The sequence below is a fragment of the Streptomyces luteosporeus genome, from assembly GCF_039532865.1.
GTDB classification, from domain to species: Bacteria; Actinomycetota; Actinomycetes; order Streptomycetales; family Streptomycetaceae; genus Streptomyces; species Streptomyces luteosporeus.
The window spans coordinates 45,094-62,583 of sequence record NZ_BAAASL010000013.1 but is presented as its reverse complement, the minus strand read 5'-3'; the positions used below and the strand labels follow the sequence as shown (position 1 = coordinate 62,583).

Annotated in this window: 14 protein-coding genes; 5 read left to right on the top strand and 9 right to left on the bottom strand. The window is 73.8% G+C overall.

From position 1 onward, the window contains the following. Positions 1-24: 24 nt before the first annotated feature. Entirely contained in the window at positions 25-2,388 is a 2,364-nt protein-coding gene (locus ABD361_RS18520) for a Tex family protein (protein ID WP_425583254.1), read from the top strand. Between the two features lie 55 nt (positions 2,389-2,443). Here ABD361_RS18520 and ssgD read toward each other — a convergent pair whose 3' ends face one another. Next, positions 2,444-2,857, bottom strand: a complete 414-nt coding sequence (gene ssgD, locus ABD361_RS18515; protein WP_344436507.1) for a spore wall synthesis regulator SsgD — start codon at positions 2,855-2,857, stop codon at positions 2,444-2,446. Between the two features lie 429 nt (positions 2,858-3,286). Between ssgD and ABD361_RS18510 the strand changes: the two genes are divergently transcribed. Beyond that, entirely contained in the window at positions 3,287-4,402 is a 1,116-nt protein-coding gene (locus tag ABD361_RS18510) for a WD40/YVTN/BNR-like repeat-containing protein (protein ID WP_425583253.1), read from the top strand. Between the two features lie 12 nt (positions 4,403-4,414). Here the strand turns inward: ABD361_RS18510 and ABD361_RS18505 are convergent, their stop codons facing one another. Then, a complete protein-coding gene (locus ABD361_RS18505) occupies positions 4,415-4,714 on the bottom strand; it encodes a YciI family protein (RefSeq protein ID WP_344436505.1) in 300 nt (99 codons plus the stop codon). Between the two features lie 72 nt (positions 4,715-4,786). Here ABD361_RS18505 and ABD361_RS18500 point away from each other — a divergent pair, with 72 nt between their 5' ends. After that, entirely contained in the window at positions 4,787-5,497 is a 711-nt protein-coding gene (locus ABD361_RS18500; RefSeq protein ID WP_344436504.1) for an endonuclease V, read from the top strand. Between the two features lie 42 nt (positions 5,498-5,539). Here the strand turns inward: ABD361_RS18500 and ABD361_RS18495 are convergent, their stop codons facing one another. Beyond that, positions 5,540-7,453 (bottom strand): Xaa-Pro dipeptidyl-peptidase, encoded by a 1,914-nt coding sequence (locus ABD361_RS18495; RefSeq protein WP_425583252.1) that lies wholly within the window; start codon positions 7,451-7,453, stop codon positions 5,540-5,542. Positions 7,454-7,711: 258 nt separating this feature from the next. On the opposite strand from ABD361_RS18495, the gene ABD361_RS18490 reads away from it, so the two are divergent. Both ABD361_RS18490 and ABD361_RS18485 read left to right on the top strand, forming a co-directional pair. Further along, the gene (locus ABD361_RS18490; protein ID WP_344436503.1) at positions 7,712-9,235 is read left to right on the top strand and encodes a M1 family metallopeptidase; all 1,524 of its coding nucleotides are present in this window, start codon (positions 7,712-7,714) and stop codon (positions 9,233-9,235) included. A gap of 135 nt (positions 9,236-9,370) precedes the next feature. Beyond that, a complete protein-coding gene (locus ABD361_RS18485) occupies positions 9,371-10,123 on the top strand; it encodes a MerR family transcriptional regulator (RefSeq protein WP_344436502.1) in 753 nt (250 codons plus the stop codon). Between the two features lie 35 nt (positions 10,124-10,158). Here ABD361_RS18485 and ABD361_RS18480 read toward each other — a convergent pair whose 3' ends face one another. The 6 genes from ABD361_RS18480 to ABD361_RS18455 form a co-directional block, all read right to left on the bottom strand. Next, entirely contained in the window at positions 10,159-12,330 is a 2,172-nt protein-coding gene (locus ABD361_RS18480) for a 3-hydroxyacyl-CoA dehydrogenase NAD-binding domain-containing protein (RefSeq protein ID WP_344436501.1), read from the bottom strand. A 66-nt stretch (positions 12,331-12,396) separates the two neighbouring features. Beyond that, a complete protein-coding gene (locus tag ABD361_RS18475; RefSeq protein WP_344436500.1) occupies positions 12,397-13,611 on the bottom strand; it encodes an acetyl-CoA C-acetyltransferase in 1,215 nt (404 codons plus the stop codon). A gap of 49 nt (positions 13,612-13,660) precedes the next feature. After that, entirely contained in the window at positions 13,661-14,803 is a 1,143-nt protein-coding gene (locus tag ABD361_RS18470; RefSeq protein ID WP_344436499.1) for an acyl-CoA dehydrogenase family protein, read from the bottom strand. Continuing rightward, complete coding sequence (locus ABD361_RS18465) at positions 14,793-15,953, bottom strand: CaiB/BaiF CoA transferase family protein (RefSeq protein WP_344436498.1); 1,161 nt, start codon at positions 15,951-15,953, stop codon at positions 14,793-14,795. The genes ABD361_RS18470 and ABD361_RS18465 overlap by 11 nt, the downstream gene beginning before the upstream one ends. A gap of 94 nt (positions 15,954-16,047) precedes the next feature. Beyond that, entirely contained in the window at positions 16,048-16,428 is a 381-nt protein-coding gene (locus ABD361_RS18460) for an MmcQ/YjbR family DNA-binding protein (RefSeq protein ID WP_344436497.1), read from the bottom strand. A gap of 108 nt (positions 16,429-16,536) precedes the next feature. Then, on the bottom strand, positions 16,537-17,472 hold the full coding sequence (locus ABD361_RS18455) for a dihydrodipicolinate synthase family protein (protein ID WP_344436495.1): 936 nt from the start codon (positions 17,470-17,472) through the stop codon (positions 16,537-16,539). Positions 17,473-17,490 lie beyond the last annotated feature (18 nt).

The window sequence follows — 17,490 nt, the reverse complement described above, 5'->3', positions numbered from 1 at the left end:
CAGAGCGTGATCGTGACGACGCCGATGTCCATCGAAGGCAGGATCGCCGAGGAGCTCGGCGTACGGGAAGCGCAGGTGCGAGCCGCCGTCGACCTGCTCGACGGCGGCTCCACCGTGCCGTTCGTCGCCCGCTACCGCAAGGAGGCGACGGGGGCGCTCGACGACGCGCAGCTGCGCACCCTCGAAGAGCGCCTGCGCTACCTGCGGGAGCTGGAGGAGCGGCGCACGGCCGTCCTGGAGTCCGTCCGTTCCCAGGGCAAGCTGGACGCGGAGCTGGAGGCGCGCATCCGCGCCGCCGACTCCAAGGCCCGGCTGGAGGACATCTACCTGCCCTTCAAGCCCAAGCGGCGCACCAAGGCGCAGATCGCCCGGGAGGCGGGCCTGGAGCCGCTCGCCGAGGGGCTGCTGGCCGACCCCGGCGTGGAGCCGCTGGCCGCGGCCGCGGCCTACGTCTCGGCCGACAAGGGCGTCGCGGACGCCGCGGCGGCCCTGGAGGGGGCCCGGGCGATCCTCACCGAGCGGTTCGCGGAGGACGCGGACCTCATCGGCGAGCTGCGCGAGCGCATGTGGGGACGCGGCCGGCTGGTGGCGAAGGTCCGCGACGGCAAGGAGGAGGCGGGCGCGAAGTTCGCCGACTACTTCGACTTCGCCGAGCCCTTCACCGCCCTGCCCTCGCACCGGGTGCTGGCCATGCTGCGCGGCGAGAAGGAGGAGGTCCTCGACCTCACCCTGGATCCGGAGCCCGCCGACGAGCGCACCGAGGGGCCGGGGCCGTACGAGCAGATGATCGCCCGCCGCTTCGGCATCGCCGACCGGGGCCGGCCCGCGGACAAGTGGCTCGGCGACACGGTGCGCTGGGCCTGGCGCACGCGCGTGCTCGTCCACCTCGGCATCGACCTGCGGCTGCGGCTGCGGCAGGCCGCCGAGGACGAGGCCGTGCGCGTCTTCGCCGCCAACCTGCGCGACCTGCTGCTGGCCGCGCCCGCCGGCACGCGCGCCACGATGGGCCTGGACCCGGGCTTCCGCACCGGCGTGAAGGTCGCCGTCGTCGACGCCACCGGCAAGGTCGCCGCGACCGAGACCGTCTACCCGCACGTGCCGCAGAACAAGTGGGACGCCTCCCTGGCCACCCTCGCCCGCCTGGCGCGCGAGCACGGCGTGGAGCTCGTCGCCATCGGCAACGGCACGGCCTCGCGGGAGACGGACAAGCTCGCCGCCGACCTGATCGCCCGTCATCCGGAGCTGAAGCTGACGAAGGTGATGGTCTCCGAGGCCGGCGCCTCGGTGTACTCCGCCTCCGCCTTCGCCTCCCAGGAACTGCCCGGCCTCGACGTCTCGCTGCGCGGTGCCGTCTCCATCGCCCGCCGGCTGCAGGACCCGCTCGCCGAACTGGTCAAGATCGACCCCAAGTCCATCGGCGTCGGGCAGTACCAGCACGACCTGTCCGAGGTGAAGCTCTCCCGCTCGCTGGACGCGGTGGTCGAGGACTGCGTCAACGGCGTCGGCGTCGACGTCAACACCGCCTCGGCGCCGCTGCTCTCGCGGGTCTCGGGCATCGGCTCCGGCCTCGCCGAGAACATCGTCGCCCACCGGGACGCCAACGGCCCCTTCCGTTCCCGCAGGGCGCTCAAGGACGTGCCCCGGCTCGGCCCCAAGGCGTACGAGCTGTGCGCGGGCTTCCTGCGCATCCGCGGGGGCGACGACCCCCTGGACGCCTCCAGCGTCCACCCCGAGGCGTACCCCGTGGTGCGCAAGATGGTGAAGGCCACCGGTGGTGACGTCGCCTCCCTCGTCGGCAACACGGCCGTGCTGCGCTCGCTGCGGCCCGACGACTTCGTCGACGACACCTTCGGCCTGCCGACTGTCTCCGACATCCTGCGCGAGCTGGAGAAGCCGGGCCGCGACCCGCGGCCGGCCTTCCGGACGGCCACGTTCAAGGAGGGCGTCGAGAAGATCGGCGACCTGGCGGCGGGCATGGTGCTCGAAGGCGTCGTGACGAACGTGGCCGCGTTCGGCGCCTTCGTGGACATCGGCGTCCACCAGGACGGGCTCGTGCACGTCTCGGCGATGTCCAAGACGTTCGTGAAGGACCCGCGGGACGTGGTCAAGCCCGGCGACATCGTGCGGGTGAAGGTGCTGGACGTCGACATTCCGCGCAAGCGCATCTCACTGACCCTCCGGCTGGACGACGAGGCGACGCGCGAGCGGGGCGAGCGCGGCGAGCGGCCCGACCGCCGTGATCGCGGCGAGCGCGGTGAGCGTGCGGAGCGCGGCGAGCGCTCCGAACGGCGGGCGCCGCGGCAGCGCCGACCCGAGCCCAGGACCGCCGCGGCGCCGCCGGCGAGCGGCGCCATGGCGGACGCCCTGCGCCGCGCCGGCCTGCTGTAGCGAGGTCTCCCCGGGGCTGCGGCCCCGGGGAGCGCTCCCCTGACGGCGGTGGGGCTCAGGCCTCCCGCAGCAGGTCGGCGAGGTCGCCCTCCACGTCCAGGTGGCCGGCCTCGCCGCCCGCCGGCACCTGGGCGTAGGTGTGGGCGAGGAAGGAGCGCAGCTCCGGGGTGTCTATCTGCACCATCGCCACGCCCTCCGGCGCGTGGAACTCCAGCACCGTGCGGTGCGGGCCGCACGGCCACACCCGTACGTCACCGCCGCCCGCCGACCTCAGCAGGCCACGGGCCAGCAGGTCGCGGGCGAAGGTCCACTGGACCTCGGCGCCGTCGAGGGAGGCCACCGGCGGGAAGGCGACGCGCACGGCGAAGGGATCGGAACGCTCGTAGCACAGCCGCGCGGGAACCGTCCGGGACGGCGGGGCCGATGCGATGATCCGTGCCTGGACAGCCTGTTCGATGACAGTGGACAACGCCAGCTCCCTTGCGTGGTTTCCCTGGTGGTGCGCTTCCCGTGCCGCTGGGATTTCCGGGAGTTCCCTCTTCCCCGCATGGTGAGACGAGTGAACGATCGTGGTCGTGCACCGGATTCCTCCGTGAGTTGCGTCACGGACCTTGAGAGGCACGACATTTACCTGTCAGTTCCGTCAATCGCCACGGAGCGGTGGAACCATGAGCATTTCCCGGCCACCCCCGGGGGCCGGGCGTCAGGGGCATCTCGGTCATGCCTGCCACGTTAGGTGCCGGGACCGGTGCCGCGGATCGCCCGAGCGGCCACCGGCTCGTGGCCGAAAGGATGAAAGTCCGACGGCCCCGGCGGCCCTCGGCGGCGCTCCGGAGAGACTTTCGAATTGCCTGCCGGGGCCGTCCGTCCTCCGTTAGCCTCCCCGCCCATGAGACGGATGGGGAAGTCCATACGAGCGGCCGCGGCCGCGGTCCTGGGAGCGGCGCTCCTCCTCGCGGGGAACGCGCCGGCGGGCGCGACCGCCGCGCCCGCCGCCCGGAACGCCGTCCGGGATGCCGCGCCGGACGCCGTGCGCCCGGCGTGGCAGGAGCGGCCCACCGGCAGCGACGCCCGCTTCCGCGGCCTCGCGGCGGTCGGCCGCACCACCGCGTGGCTGGCCGGCAGCAAGGGCACGGTCCTGCTCACCCGGGACGGCGGCACGACCTGGCGCAACGTTTCGCCCCCCGGCGCCGGGGCTCTGGAGTTCCGCGACGTGACGGCCTTCGACGCGCGGCACGCGGTGGTCCTGGCGATCGGCGAGGGCGAGGCGTCGCGCATCCTGCGCACGGACGACGCCGGCGCGACCTGGAAGGAGTCCTTCCGCAACCCCGACCCCAAGGCCTTCTACGACTGCCTGACCTTCTTCGACCACCGCCACGGCATCGCGCTCGGCGACCCGGTGGACGGCAGGTTCCGCGTCCTGGCCACGCGGGACGGCGGACGCAGCTGGCGGGCGCAGCCCGCGGCGGGGATGCCCGCCGCGCTGCCCGGCGAGGCGGCCTTCGCCGCCAGTGGCCAGTGCGTGGTGAGCTCGGGCCCGCGCGACGCCTGGATCGCCACCGGGGGCGGGGCCGTCTCCCGGGTGCTGCACTCCGCGGACCGGGGCCGCACCTGGCGCGCCGCCGAGGCGCCGCTGCCGGCGGGCGACGCGGCCCGCGGCGTGTTCGCCCTGGCCTTCCGTGACCGTACCCACGGGCTGGCCGTCGGCGGGGACTACCGCCCGGGGCAGCCCTCGCCGCGCGCGGCCGCCGTCACCGGCGACCGCGGGGCGAGCTGGACGGGCGCGCAGCGGCCGCCGGCCGGCTACCGCTCGGGGGTGGCCTGGCTGCCCGGCAGCCGGACCGCCGCCGTGGCCGTCGGCCCGGCCGGCAGCGACGTCACCACGGACGGCGGGCGCACCTGGCGCGGCTTCGACACCGGTTCGTACGACACCGTCGACTGCGTCCCGGGCGGCTGCTGGGCGGCCGGCGAGAAGGGGCGGGCCGCCCTCCTCGTACCGCCTCGGGGCCGGTGAACCGGCGCGGGTTCAGGAGGGCAGTTCCTGGCGGTAGGCCTCCAGCGCCGGCGCGGTCTTGGTCGGAATGAACTCGGTGATGGTGTACTCGCACACGCCCGCCACCGTGAAGGGGTCGCTCCGCGTGATCTCCTCGATCTTGGCGCGGTCGTCGCCGAGCGCCAGGATGATGCCGCCGTCGCGGGGCACCTTGCGGCCGGAGGCGATGAACACCCCGGACGCGTAGTGCGCCTCCAACCAGGCGACGTGCTCGGGCAGGGCGGCGTCGATGCGCTCGATGGGCGCGATGTAGGTCAGTTCAAGTACGAACATGATCGACAGGCTACGCCCCGGCTCCGCCCCGCCCGACGCCGCGCCACGCCCGTCCCGTAGCGTGGTCGGATCATGAGCGACGCACCGGCGAACACCCTGTACCCGCTGCCCGAGGACTGGCCCTCGACGGAGGCCGAGGCGACCGCCGTCCAGAACGAGCTGCGCGGGCAGGTGGTCCTGGACGAGCCGGGCCCGCCTCCCGGCGCCCCGCTGGTGGTCGCCGGCGTGGACGTGGCCTACGACGACGAGCGGGACCTGGTCGCGGCCGCCGCCGTCCTGCTGGACGCCCGCACGCTCCAGGTCCTCGAGGAGGCGACGGCCGTCGGCCGCGTCTCCTTCCCGTACGTACCGGGCCTGCTGGCGTTCCGTGAGGTGCCCACCGTCCTCGAAGCCCTCGGGCGGCTGACCGCCGAGCCGGACCTGGTGGTCTGCGACGGCTACGGGATCGCCCATCCCCGCCGCTTCGGGCTGGCCAGTCACCTGGGCGTGCTGACGGGCCTGCCCACCATCGGCGTGGCGAAGAACCCGTTCGTCTTCCGCCACGAGCCGCCCGGCCCGCGCCGCGGGGACGCCGCGCCCCTGCTCGACGGCATGGACGAGGTGGGCCGGGCGCTGCGCACGCAGGCGGGCGTCAAGCCCGTCTTCGTCTCCGTGGGCCACCGGGTGACGCTGGACCGCGCGTGCGAGCACACACTGCTGCTGGCGCCCCGTTACCGGCTGCCGGAGACCACGCGCGCGGCGGACGGCCTGTGCCGCGCGGCGCTGCGCCGCGCGGCCGGCTGAGACCGACGCCCCGTCGAGGCCCTCGGTGCGTCCGTGGCGCGCTCAGGGCAGGTGCGGCGGGACCACCGGGCGCAGACCGGGCAGCAGATCCCGCGTGCCCGCCGGCGGCCCGCCGGGGCCGCGGGTGGCGCGGACGAAGGCCGCGTAGCCGCCGACGAACGGCAGCGTGGCCGAGGAGCGGGCCAGGTCGACGGTGACGTGCGGGGTGGTGGAGGCGGGCTCGACCAGGCCGGCGTCGGTGCCGGCGACGATCAGGGCGAGCCGGTGGCCCGCGGGCACGACGTGGTCGGTGGCGGCAAGGTTCAGGGTGATGTCGTAGGGACGGCCGGGGGTCACGGGCCGGCCGTGGCGCCTGCTCGCCCAGTGGTCGAGGTCGGCCCAGCCGCGGCTGAGGACGGTGTGGCCCACCTGGGCGGTGCGTGCCGCGGTCTTCCGGAAGCAGCCGGTGTCGCCGGTGGTGCCGCTGCCCCAGCAGGTGCGCTCGGGCAGGGTGGTGATGCCTTCGGCGGCGTCGGCGTAGTCGCGGATGGTGGCGGGGCCCATGTCGACGAGGACGGCCGACAGATGGGCCGAGGACGTGGACGGGGTGACCGTCAGCCGGACCGTCGAGGAGCCCGACAGCCGCAGGTCGCGGGCGAGCGGTCCGGTGACGAAGCCCGTCTTCGCCGGGGTGGTCTCGTCGAGGTGCGCGGCCCAGTCGCTCTCGCTCAGGGCGGGGTCGTCGGTGAAGGCCTCGGTGGCGCCGGCCGGGGCGGGCGCGAGGCCGAGGGTGCCGACGCCCGGGCGGGGGCCGGCTGCGGGGCGCAGGGTGGTGCCGGCGGTGCCGGCGGGCGGCCAGGCGGTGTCGGTCGTCCACTGGTCGGGGGCGCGCTCGACGTCGGCGGCCGGTTCGCGTTCGATGCCGTTGTCGTAGCCGAGGAGGTAGTGGTCGAACCAGCGGTGCAGGGTGCTCACCCAGGCCTCGCGGCGGAAGTCGAACGGGTCCACGTGCCCGGTCTGCGACAGCCACAGCTTGCGTTCGACGCCGTGGGCGGCCAGCGCGTCCCACCACTGGCCGAGGTGTTTGGTGCGCACGTTGAGGTCCTGCATGCCGTGGACGGCGAAGACGCTGGCCTGCACGTTGCCGGCGTCCTTGACGTAGTCGCGTTCGGTCCACAGCGCGGTCCAGTCGCCGTTGCGCGGGGCTCCGCGGACGAGTTCGTTCTGCACGGCCTGGCAGCGGGAGCGTGCCTGCGGGCTCTCGACGAGGGCGGCGAGGCCGTCGGGGCCGCTGCCGAAGAGGGCGGCGCCCTTGGCGAAGTAGTAGTCGTACCAGGAGCTGATGCCGCCGATGGGCACGATGGTGCGCAGGCCCTCGACGCCGGTGGCGGCGACGCCGTTGGCGATCGTGCCGTCGTAGCTCTTGCCGATCATTCCCACGTCGCCGGTGGCCCAGCCGGCCGTCACCGCGGTGGCCGAGGTGCGGGAGGCGTAGCCGCGGGCGCGGCCGTTCAGCCAGTCGACCACGGATTTCGCGGACTGCACGTCGAGGCGGCCGCCGACGTCCGTGCAGCCGTCGGAGCGGTTGGTCCCGGCGAGGTCGACCAGGACGACGGCGTAGCCGCGCGGTACGAAGTAGTTGTCGTAGTACAGCGGGAACTGCACGGGCCGGCCCTGGGCGTCGTAGGTCTTCTTCTGGCTCTCGTTGCCGCGCCCGCAGCAGGCGTAGTAGGGGCTGGCGTCCATGATGACGGGCACCTTGTCGCCGGCTTCGGCGGGTTCGCGGGGCCGGATGATGTCGGCGGCGACCCGGTCGGTGCGGCCGTCGCCGTCGCCGTCGAGCCCGGTGTCCACCCATATGGTCTCGCGCACGGCGTGGTCGTACGCGTAGACGGGTCTGCTCTCGTCCGGTGGTCCGGCGGTGGGCGCCGCCTGGGCCGCGGCGGCGGGCAGCAGGACGGCCAGCACGGTGAGCAGGACCGTGGTCAGCGATGTCCGCGCGGAGGAACGCGACCGCGGGGCGCGGGAGTTGTTCGCACGTATCAGCACGGGCGGAAGGTAGCGCGGTCAACTGCGGTGCAGAAGAGGCGCTGCAGGCATCGCGAGGTGTCCGGTACCGCTCGCGTGTCCGCCGCGTGTCGATCAGATGTCGGTACGCGGCATGGACATACCCATGCCGGTGATGAGTACATAGGCTGCGAGTGATCTTTCGCCCCCTACGAGTTGGAGTGACTCGTGCGTCACAGACTCATCGTTCCCAGTGCGGCCGCGGCCCTGATGCTGCTGGCGGTCCCGGCCTCGGCGGCCGACGCCACGCCGGGTGCTCCGGGTGCCGGGGACTCCTACTACCCGACCTCCGGGAACGGCGGTTACGACGTCTCCCACTACGACCTGCGCCTGAAGTACCAGCCGGCGACGGACCGGCTGGACGGTACCGCCACCCTGACGGCCACCACGACGCAGGCGCTGTCCCGCTTCAACCTGGACTTCACGCTGAAGGTCAGCGAGGTCCTCGTCAACGGCCGCCCGAGCGCGTTCACCAAGACGGGCGATCACGAGCTGGAGATCACCCCGCCCGCGCCGCTGCCGGAAGGCAAGCAGATCACCGTGGTGGTCCGCTACAGCGACATCCCCTCGCAGGTGAAGGTCGGCGGCTACTCGGCCTGGCAGCGCACGCCGGACGGGGCCGTGGTGGCCAACGAGCCGGAGTCGGCGGCCTGGTGGTTCCCCAGCAACGACCACCCGCGGGACAAGGCCACCTACGACATCTCCGTCGCGGTGCCCGACGGCCTGCAGACCGTCAGCAACGGCGAGCTGAAGTCGCAGTCCTCCAAGCTCGGCTGGACGCGCTACAACTGGCGCGCCACCAAGCCGCAGGCGACCTACCTGACCACGCTCGCCATCGGCAAGTTCGACATCGTCACCGACAAGACGGCCGGCGGCCTGCCGGTCCTCAACGCCTACAGCAAGGACTTGGGCGACAACTACGATTCGGCCAAGGCGAGCATCGAGCGCACCTCCGAGGTCATCGACTGGGAGTCCACGGTCTTCGGGCCGTACCCCTTCAACGCCATCGGCGGTTACGTCCCCAACGTCAAGACCGGCTACGCGCTGGAGACCCAGACCCGGCCGTACTACAGCCCGTCCAGCTTCTCGGGCGGCGCCAACGTCTCGGTGGTCGTCCACGAGCTGGCCCACCAGTGGTTCGGCGACAACGTCTCGGTGAAGAACTGGCGCGACATCTGGGTGAACGAGGGCTTCGCCACCTACGCCCAGTGGCTGTGGTCGGCCAAGGAGGGCGAGGGCACGACCCAGGAGCTCGCCGACTACGCCTACTCCAGCGTCCCCGCGGACAACCCGTTCTGGAAGGTCAAGCCGGGCGACCCGGGTCCGGACAACCAGTTCCACGGCGCGGTCTACCAGCGCGGCGCGATCGCGCTGCAGGCCCTGCGGAACAAGGTCGGCGACGCGGCCTTCTTCAAGATCCTCAAGGGCTGGCAGGCGGACCGCAAGTTCGGCAACGGCTCCGTGCAGGACTTCGTGCAGCACGCCGAGAAGGTCTCCGGCAAGCCGCTGCAGAAGCTGTTCGACGTCTGGCTGTTCACCGACTCCAAGCCGAGCGCGGCCGTCGCGGCCGAGTACGGCATCGGCAAGCCGGCCGCCAGCGGCCGGTCCCTGGCGGCCGGCAAGGCCGCGAAGCCGGCGGAGCCGAAGTCCTGGAAGAAGATCCAGCAGGCGCTCGACAGCCACCGTCACTGATACACCGCACCACTGCGGGCCCGTCGCCGTCAGGCGGCGGGCCCGCTCCCGTGCCGGCGGGCGGGCTTTCACAGTGCTGGTGGCACAGCAATACTGTGGGACCGAACGGCACGACGAGGAAGCGAGGCACCGCCGATGGCCGTGGACACCGAAGGCACCGCCGCGCCGCAGGATGCCGCGGAATCGCACCTGACCGTCGACGAGTTGGCGGCCCGTGCCGGGGTGACCGTGCGCACGGTGCGCTTCTACAGTGCGCGGGGGCTGCTGCCGCCACCCGAGATCGGGCCGCGTCGCGTCGGGCGGTACGGTTTCGCGCACCTGTCCCGGCTGGCGCTGATCGAGGAGCTGCAGCACCAGGGGCTGACCCTGGCCGCCATCGAGCGCTACCTGAGCCGGCTGCCCGACGATCTCAGCGCCCACGACCTGGCCATCCACCGTGCGCTGGTGGCCTCCTGGACGCCCGACGAGGCGGCGGAGACCACGCGCGAGAAGCTGGAGCGGCGGGCCGGACGGTCCCTCACCGACGCCGACCTCGACCGGCTCGCGGCCATGAACGTGCTGGAGCGCGTCCCCGGCCAGGACGCCTTCCGCGTCGATCCGGCGCTGCTGGGGCTGGGCGTCCAGTTGCTGGACGTGCCGGTGGGGCTGGAGACCATACGTGCGGCCCGGGCGGTGCTGCTCGAACACGCCGGGGCCACGGCCCGTGAGCTGACGCGGCTGTTCCACGACGAGGTGTGGGAGCCCTACGAGCGCGGCGAGTTGGACCCCGAGCGGGTGGAGACGATGCGCTCGCTGTCGGCGCACCTGCAGCCGCTGGTGGTCCAGGCCCTGGTCACCGCCTTCCAGCGGGCGCTGAAGGACGAGCTGCGGGCCACGTACGGGGGCTGAGCGCCCGCCCCCGTACGCGGGTTGCGTCGCGGTCCTCAGTCCGTGAAGACCTCGCCCTTCTCCGCCTTGGTCACCAGCAGCTCGGGGGGCGCGAACCGCTCGCCGTACGTCTCCTGCAGCTGCTGCGCGCGGGCCAGGAAGCCGGGCAGCCCGCCCTCGTAGCCGTTGATGTACTGCAGGGCGCCGCCGGTCCAGCCGGGGAAGCCGATGCCGAGGATCGAGCCGATGTTGGCGTCCGCCACCGAGGTGAGCACGCCCTCCTCCAGGCAGCGCACGGTGTCCAGGGCCTCGGCGAAGAGCATGCGCTCCTGCAGGTCGGCGAAGGGCAGCCGGCGGCCCTCCGCCGTCTCGAAGTGCTCGGACAGCCCGGGCCACAGGCCCGTGCGCCGGCCGTCGGCGTACTCGTAGAAGCCCGCGCCCCCGCTGCGGCCCGTGCGCCCGAACTCCTCCACCATGCGGTCGACGACGGCATCGGCCGGGTGCGGGGTCCACGTGCCGCCGGCCTCCTCGGTCGCCCGCCGGGCCTCGTCGCGGATCCGGCGGGGCAGGGTGAGCGTGAGCTCGTCCATCAGCGAGAGCACCTTGGCCGGGTAGCCGGCCTGGGCGGCCGCCTGCTCGACGGAGGCGGCGGGCACGCCCTCGCCGATCATCGCCACGCCCTCGTTGAGGAAACGGCCGATGACGCGGGAGGTGAAGAAGCCGCGCGCGTCGCCCACGACGATCGGGGTCTTGCGCAGCTGCCGGACCAGGTCGAAGGCGCGCGCCACCGCCTCCTCGCCCGTCCGCTCCCCCTTGATGATCTCCACCAGCGGCATCTTGTCGACGGGCGAGAAGAAGTGCAGGCCGATGAAGTCCTCCTGCCGCTCCACGCCGCGGGCCAGGCCGGTGATGGGCAGGGTGGAGGTGTTGGAGCACAGCAGGGCATCGGGCGCGACGACGTGCTGGACCTCCTGGAAGACCGCGTGCTTGAGCTGCTGGTCCTCGAAGACGGCCTCGATGACCGCGTCGCAGCCCGCGAGGTCGGCGACGTCGGCGGTCGGGGTGATGCGCGCGAGCAGCGCGTCGCGCTCGGCCTCGGTCGTGCGCCCCTTGGCCAGCGCCTTGCCGAGCAGGCCCGCCGAGTACGCCTTGCCCTTGGCGGCGTTCTCGGGCGAGACGTCCTTGAGCACGACCTCCATGCCGGCGCGGGCGCAGGCGTAGGCGATGCCCGCGCCCATCATGCCGGCGCCGAGGACGGCGACCTTGCGTACCGTGCGCGCCGGGACGCCCGCGGGGCGGCTGCGGCCGGAGTTGACGGCCTGGAGGTCGAAGAAGAACGCCTGGATCATGTTCTTCGAGGTCTGGCCGATCACCAGCTCCGTGAAGTAACGGGCCTCGACGACCTGCGCCGTCGCGAAGTCGACCTGGGCGCCCTCGACGGCGGCCGCCAGGATGCTGCGGGGTGCGGGATAGGGGGCGCCGGCGGTCTGCTTGCGCAAGGTGGCCGGGAAGGCCGGCAGGGCGGCGGCGAAGCGGGGGCTCGCCGGGGTGCCGCCGGGGATGCGGTAGCCGTCCTCGTCCCAGGGCTGCCGCGCGGTGGGGTGCTCCGCGATGTAGGCCCGGGCGCGGGCGAGCATGTCCTCGGCGTCGGTGGCCACCTCGTGCACCAGCCCGGCCTCCAGGGCCCGGCGCGGTGCGTACTGCGTGCCCTGCAGGAGCACCTTCAGCAGCGCGTCGGCGACGCCCAGCAGCCGGACGGTGCGGGTCACCCCGCCGCCGCCCGGGAGCAGCCCGAGGGTGACCTCCGGCAGCCCGATCCGCGATCCGGGGGCGTCGAGGGCGATGCGGTGGTGGCAGGCGAGGGCGATCTCGTAACCGCCGCCGAGGGCCGCGCCGTTGATCGCGGCGACGACGGGCACGCCGAGGGTCTCGATACGGCGCAGGTCCCGCTTGATGCCCATGCCGGCGTCGAAGACGCGCCGGGCGTCGGCGGGGGTCGCGGCGATGAGGTCGCGCAGGTCGCCGCCGGCGAAGAAGGTCTTCTTGGCGGAGGTGACGACGACGCCGCGCAGGGTCTCCTTCTCCGCCTCCAGCCGGTCGGCGACGGCGGTCAGCGACGCCCTGAAGGCGTCGTTCATGGTGTTGGCGGACTGGGCGGGGTCGTCCAGGACCAGGGTGACGACGCCGTCGTCGCCGCGCTCGTAGCGGATGGCGGTGGGGGTGGTCATGTCGGGTGCTCTCCTCAAGGGACGTGTCGGGGGCGGGCGGAAACCGGTGGCGGCGGACGTGCCGCCCTACACCCGCTCCACCACCGTCGCGACGCCCATGCCGCCGCCCACGCACAGGGTGATCAGCCCGTACCGCCCGCCGCGCCGCTCCAGTTCGTCCACGACGGTGCCCAGCAGCATGGCGCCGGTCGCGCCCAGCGGGTGGCCCATGGCGATCGCGCCACCGTTGACGTTGACCTTCTCCAGCCCGATGCCCATCTCGTCGGCGAACCGCAGCACGACGGCCGCGAACGCCTCGTTGACCTCGACCAGGTCCATGTCGTCGATGGTCAGCCCGGCCTTGGCCAGCGCCTTGCGGGAGGCCGGGGCGGGCCCGGTGAGCATGATCGTGGGCTCGGATCCGGAGACGGCGGCCGAGACGATGCGGGCCCTGGGCCGCAGGCCGTGGCGCTCCCCCACCGCGCGGTTGCCGATGGCCACCAGCGACGCGCCGTCGACGATGCCCGAGGAGTTGCCGGCGTGGTGGACGTGGTCGATCTTCTCGACCCAGTGGTACTGCTGCAGCGCCACGGCGTCGAAGCCGCCCTGGTCGCCGATGGCGGCGAAGGAGGGCTTGAGGCCGGCGAGGGTCTCGACCGTCGTGCCCGGCCGCATGTGCTCGTCGTGGTCGAGGACGACCAGGCCGCTGCGGTCGCGCACCGGCACCACGGACCCGGCGAACCGGCCCTCCTTCCAGGCCGCGGCCGCCAGCTCCTGGGAACGGGCGGCGAAGGCGTCCACGTCGCGGCGCGTGTAGCCGCCCAGCGTGGCGATGAGGTCGGCGCCGATGCCCTGGGGGACGAAGTTGACCTCCAGGTTGGTCATCGGGTCGTTGAACCAGGCCCCGCCGTCGGAGGCGATCGGCACCCGCGACATGGACTCCACCCCGCCGGCCAGGACGAGGTCCTCCCAGCCCGAGCGCACCTTGGCGGCCGCCAGGTTGACGGCTTCCAGCCCGGAGGCACAGAAGCGGTTCTCCTGGACGCCGGCGACGGTCTCGGGCAGCCCCGCGGCGAGGGCGGCGATGCGGGCGATGTCGGAGCCCTGGTCGCCGACGGGGCTCACGACGCCGAGCACGATGTCGTCGACGGCCGCCGGGTCCAGACCGGGCAGGCGCCGCAGCAGCTCCCGGATCAGGCCGGTGACCAGGTCGATGGGTTTGGTGCCGTGCAGCGCGCCGTTGGCCTTGCCGCGCCCGCGCGGGGTGCGGATGGCGTCGTACACGTACGCTTCGGTGCTCAAGGTCGTTATCCCTTTCGGGGCGGGGGGAGGTGCGGGCGGTCGGGAGAGCTCAGGAGAGCAGGGAGCGGCCGATGATCTCCTTCATGATCTCGGTGGTGCCGCCGTAGATGGTCTGGATGCGGCCGTCGGTGAACGCCTTGGCCACCGGGTACTCGCTCATGTAGCCGTACCCCCCGTGCAGTTGCAGGCAGCGGTCGGCGACGCGCTTTTGCAGCTCGGTCGCCCACCACTTGGCCATCGCCGCGTGGACGGCGTCGAGCCCGCCGCCGATGTGCTCGGCGACGCAGCGGTCGACGAAGGTGCGGGTGACCGCGCACTCGGTGGCCATCTCGGCGATCTCGAAGCGGACGTGCTGCAGACGGGCCAGCGGCCGCCCGAACGCCTCGCGCTCCTTGACGTAGCGGGTGGTGACCTCCAGCAGGTGCTCGGCCGCGGCGACCGCGGCGACCGCGATGCTCAGCCGCTCCTGCGGGAGATGGGCCATCAGGTGGCCGAAGCCGCCGTGGAGCTCGCCCAGCAGGTTCTCCTTGGGGACACGGACGCCGTCGAAGAACAGCTCGGCCGTGTCCTGCGCCTTCTGCCCGATCTTGTCGAGGTTGCGGCCCCGTTCGAAACCGGGCGTGCCGCGCTCCACCACCAGCAGGCTCAGCCCCTTGGCGCCGCCCTCCGGGGTCGTGCGGGCCACCACGACCACGAGGTCGGCGAGGATGCCGTTGGAGATGAAGGTCTTGGAGCCGCTGAGCACCCAGTGGTCGCCGCGGTCCTCGGCGGTGGTGCGCAGCCCCTGCAGGTCGGAGCCGGCGCCCGGCTCGGTCATGGCGATCGCGGTGATCGTCTCCCCCGTGCAGAAGCCCGGCAGCCAGCGCCGCTTCTGCTCCGCCGTGGCGAGCGAGGTCAGGTACGGGCCGACGATGTCGTTGTGCAGCCCGATGGCCAGGCCCGAGGCCCCGGCGCGGGCGAACTCCTCGGCGATCACGGCACCGTAGCGGAAGTCGGCGACGCCCCCGCCGCCGTACTCCTCGGGCACGGCCGGGCCGAGCAGGCCCTGGCGGCCGGCGGCCCGCCAGACCTCCCGGGGGACGATGCCGTCCTTCTCCCACCGCTCGTGGTGGGGCAGGACCTCCTTGGCGAGGAAGGTGCGGACGGTCTCCCGGAAGGCTTCGTGGTCGGCGGTGTACAGGTCACGCTTCATGGGTGGTCTCCCCCTCATCGGGCGGTGCGAGGCCGGGCACGTTCCAGTCGCGGGCGACGTCGGCGGTGTCCGCGCCGGGGCGGGCCGGTGGGCGGCGCACGGCGGCGGGGGTGGCCGAGAAGCGGGGCGCGGGGGCGGGCTGGGTGATGCCGCCCTCCTCGGTGAAGGTGCCGCGCGCGGCCAGGTGCGGGTGGTGGGGGGCCTCGCCCAGGGACAGCACGGGCGCCACGCACGCGTCCGTGCCCTCGAAGACGGCCGTCCACTCGGCGCGGGTGCGCTGCCGGAAGCGGTCGGCGACGGCGGCGCGCACCTCCTCCCAGCGACCGGGGTCCCCCCGGTCGGCCGCGGCCTGCGGCAGGCCCAGCAGCCGTACGAACGTGCCGTAGAAGCGCGGCTCCAGGGCCCCCACCGCCATGTATCCGCCGTCGGCCGTCTCGTACGTGCCGTAGAACGGGGCACCGCCGTCGAGGAGGTTGGCCGCGCGCCGGTCCTGCCAGCCGCCGGCGGCGAGCATGCCGTGGAGCATGGCGGTCAGGTGGGCGGTGCCGTCGACGATGGCGGCGTCCACGACCTGGCCGCGGCCGGTGGCGCGGGCGTGGTGCAGGGCGGCGAGCAGGCCGACGACGAGGTAGAGGGAGCCGCCGGCGTAGTCGCCCAGCAGGTTGGCCGGGGCGTACGGCGGGCCCTCGGCGGGGCCGGTGAGGGCGAGGGCGCCGGTGACGGCGATGTAGCCGATGTCGTGGCCGGCCGCGTGGGCCAGGGGGCCGTCCTGGCCCCAGCCGGTCATCCGCCCGTAGACCAGGGCGGGGTTGCGGGCCAGGGCGGCCTCGGGGCCCACGCCCAGGCGTTCGGCGACGCCGGGGCGGAAGCCCTCGACGAGGATGTCGGCGCGGGCAGCGAGGGCGAGGACGGCCCGCGGGCCCCCGGGCGCCTTCAGGTCGACCAGGACCGAGCGCTTGTTGCGGTTGGTGACGTCGTACGCCGGATCGACGCCGAGCCCCTGGCCGCCGGGGCGGTCGACGCGCACGACGTCGGCCCCGAGGTCGCCGAGCAGCATCGTGGCGAACGGGCCGGGGCCGATGCCGGCGAGCTCGAGCACGCGCATCCCGGTCAGCGGGCCGCCGGTGGGGTCCGGATCCGTCTGCACCATGCGGCCCCCCGCGTCCGACGTCCTGTGACACAACCGCTGTGACACCCGTGATGTTAGGAACCGGTCGCACCGACCACAAGGGGCCGGACGACGGTCATCCCGCGTCGAGTTGGGCGACGAGCCGCTTGGGCGCGATGGTGCGGTAGCTCTCCTCGACCCAGTCGCAGCACACCTCCACGTCCACCTCCCCGGTGTCCAGCGGCACCGACACCCAACCGGAACGCCCCAGTCCGTAGGCCGTGGGTGCCGCGCCCGGCACAGTCAGGGCGTGGGCGTGGGCCGCCTCGTCCTTGAGCTTGACCGAGATCCCGGGACTGAGCGCATTGTCCGGGGAGCCGAGGAAGGCGAAGATCTTCTTGTTGACCTTGACCACCGCGCTGTCGCCCCAGGGGAACTCCTCCACGGCGCCCGGCAGGGACAGGGCGAACGAGCGGATGCGCTCGCGCGCGGCGAGGGGTGCGGGTTTCGCGGCCATGGTGCCTCCGGCGGTCCTGGTCGTGCGGGCGGTACGCACGCATGTGCCCGTGCGTGTGCGTCCACGCTAGCCGGGGGCACCGACAACGCGGCCGAAGGCGGCCGCCGGTCAGGTCAGCCCGGCCTCCGCCAGGAGCTTGCGCACGCGGGCCACCGCCGCCTCGGACAGGGGCTGCAGCGGGGCCGACGTCGCCGGGCAGGCGATCACGCCGAGCGCGTGCAGGGCCGCCTTGTAGCCGCCGAGCGCCGCCGACGTCCAGCTCGCCCCGTCCGTGCCGGCGGCCTCGACGAGCGCGAACAGCCCCGCCAGCCGGTCCTGTTCGGCCGCCGCCTGCGCCCAGCGCCCGGCGCGGGCGTGCGCGTACAGCCGTACGTAGCCGGCCGGGTCGACGTTGCCCAGGCCCGGCACGACACCGTGGGCGCCGGCCAGCAGGGCCGCGTCCACGGTGAGCTCGGAGCCGGTCAGCACGGTGAAGGCGTCCTGCAGCCCGCGGGCCCGCAGGCCGAGCAGCAGGCGGCGCAGCCCGCCGAGGTCGCCGGTGGTGTCCTTGAGGCCGGCCAGGGTGCCCTCGGCCGCGAGGTCGAGCAGGGTCCCGGCCGCCAGGCGGGTGTGCACGGTGCCGGGGTTGTCGTAGGCGAACAGCGGCAGGTCGACCGCGTGCCGGATGCGCCGGAAGTGCCCGGCGTCCTCCGCCGGGTGCGTGCCGGTGAAGAACGGGGCGGTGGCCACGAGCGCGTCGGCGCCCGCCGCCGCGGCGGCCCGGGCCTGGTCGAGGACCCGCTCCGTGGTCATGTCGATCACTCCGGCGAGCACCGGCACCCGGCCGGCGACGGCCTCGACGACCGTGCGCAGCGCCGCCGTGCGCCAGCGGTCGGTCAGCTGGGCCGCCTCGCCGCTGGTGCCCAGGGCGAAGACGGCGTGGACCCCCGCGCCCAGCAGGTGCTCGACGAGCGCGGCCAGCGAGCGCGCGTCGACCTCCCCGGTGCCGGTCAGCGGGGTGCACAGCGGGGGGACGACGCCCCGCAGGGGCACGGGCAGGTGCATCACGGTCCGCCTTCCAGG